Source organism: Streptomyces sp. NPDC003943 (assembly GCF_053605265.1).
The window spans coordinates 1-1,917 of the sequence record NZ_JBSGIW010000190.1 but is presented as its reverse complement, the minus strand read 5'-3'; the positions used below and the strand labels follow the sequence as shown (position 1 = coordinate 1,917).

General features: G+C 71.9%; 2 protein-coding genes. Both read right to left on the bottom strand.

Annotated features, from left to right (window positions below; genetic code table 11):
• Nucleotides 1-50: 50 nt before the first annotated feature.
• Nucleotides 51-638 carry a BLIP family protein gene (locus ACWEV0_RS35880; protein WP_453153998.1) on the bottom strand — a complete coding sequence of 196 codons (588 nt, stop codon included), beginning with the start codon at nucleotides 636-638 and terminating at the stop codon, nucleotides 51-53.
• A gap of 116 nt (nucleotides 639-754) precedes the next feature.
• Nucleotides 755-1,753, bottom strand: a complete 999-nt coding sequence (locus ACWEV0_RS35875; RefSeq protein WP_453153997.1) for an MBL fold metallo-hydrolase — start codon at nucleotides 1,751-1,753, stop codon at nucleotides 755-757.
• Nucleotides 1,754-1,917: the final 164 nt, after the last annotated feature.

The following is a 1,917-nucleotide window of genomic DNA, read 5'->3' as shown; positions in this document are numbered from 1 at the left end:
GGACGGGTTCGCCGCGCACCCGTCCGCCCCGGCTCGTCCCGGTGCGCCGGTCAGGTGAGGGCGCGCTGGTACTTGTACGTGACCTTGCCGTCGGTCAGGTCGAAGTACCCGCTCGGCGAGAACAGGCCCGTCCCGGCGTCGCACTTGTAGGAGAGCTTGTGGCCGGTCGTGGCGGGCCAGTTGGGGTAGGCCTCCCCACGGTCCACGCAGGAGTCCTTGGACACGACCGACCAGAACTGCGTCTCGGTCATGCCCAGGTAGACCTTGTTGTACTTGGCGAGCGTCATGGACGGCTTCACCGGCTTGTAGAGGAGCTCGTTCTGCTTCGACACCAGCTGGCCGGCCGAGTTGAAGTTGAAGTTGCCGTACGGCACGTAGTCGCCGCTCGCGGTGAAGCACTGGATGGTCATGGTGCTGTTCTCGCACCAGCCGCTCGCGCTGCCGGGCGGGGGCGACGTCGGCGCCCCGACGACCGTCTGCCAGACGGTGGCCCGGTCCGTGCCGAACGGCACCGCGGCGTACTCCTCGGCCGTGAAGCTGAAGGTGTCCGTCTGCGCGGCCTGCGCGGCGCCCGTGCCGCCCAGCATCGCCGCTCCCACCGCGGCACACGTGACCGCGGCGCGCCATGTCTTCTTCATGCTCTCCACCCTTCTCAACGGATTTCTCCCGGATGCGCGCCATCCTTTCGAACGGCACTCTTCCGGTGATCTCCGCCGAATCCAGGCGGCCCGGGGCGTGCTCGGGCGGCCCCGGGTCAGGCGAGCGCGGCGGCCAGGGACACGGGCCGCAGGGGGCGCGGGTCGAGGACGCGGCAGCCGGCCGGGGCCACCCGGGACAGGCGCGCGGCGGCGGACGGGCGCGCGGAGTGGGCGGACGCGGTGGTCATGGCGGTGAGCGGGGTGACCATGTCGTCGTGGTGGGTCGGGATCAGCAGCGGCGGGTTGTCCGTGGCGTGCAGCAGCCGTTCGAGGTAGCGGTGCACGGCCTCGTGCGAGCTCATCGGCACCAGGGCGACGTCCGGCCGGATGCCGGACAGTTCCCGTTCGACGAAGTTGCTGGCGCCCATGAGCAGGATCCGCGGACCGCCGTCGACGGACACCTGGTAGGCGAAGGTGTCGCCCTCGACGAGGTCGCCGAGGGTGGCCGGCCGGCGCGGCGGCGCGACCCTGCTGCCGGGAGCGAAGTAGCCGTGGTCGGGGAACTGGCTGTGCAGACTGCGGAAGACCTCCACGGTGTACCCGTCGAACTGCAGGTACTCGCCGCCCTTGACCTGGATCACGTCGGCGACCCGCGCGGGCGGTGTCTCCATCGCGGTGAGCAGATGGCGGACGGTCTCGTCGCAGACGGTGCGGATCCGGGACCGGCGCCACTCGGGGCGGGCGAGGAGCTGCGGCACGTCCGCCACGTGGTCGAAGTGGCCGTGGCTGACCAGGATGAGCTCGGGCGGGCCGGTCAGGTGGTGCGCGGCCACCTGCTCCACCGCGGTCCGGTCGGTGCGCAGCGGCAGCCGGGGGTCGAGCGCGCCGGTGGGGCCCAGACAGGGCATGCGGCTCAGGTACGGGTCGAAGACGATGCTGCGCTCGCCGCCGATGACGATCTCCCAGCCGGCGACGCCCAGCCAACGCAGTTCGACGGGGGTGGAATAGGGGCCGCCGCGCCCGGGCGCCGGCGCGGCGGTGGAGGTGCCCGCCCCGGCGACCGCGGCACCCGAGGCCGCGAGAACTCCCTTGAGTACCGTCCGTCGTCCAGCCAACGTTGCCGCCATCCCTGCCGTGCGTGAGCCCCCGTCGATTGCGGCGACCCTACGGGAGGTGCCGGTACGTACAGTCCCTTTCAGGTCACCCTCGGTCCCCGACCCTCCGAAAGAGGGATCCGGAGCGGCGGGGCCGTACACGCGTGCGGGCCCTCGTCCCTCAC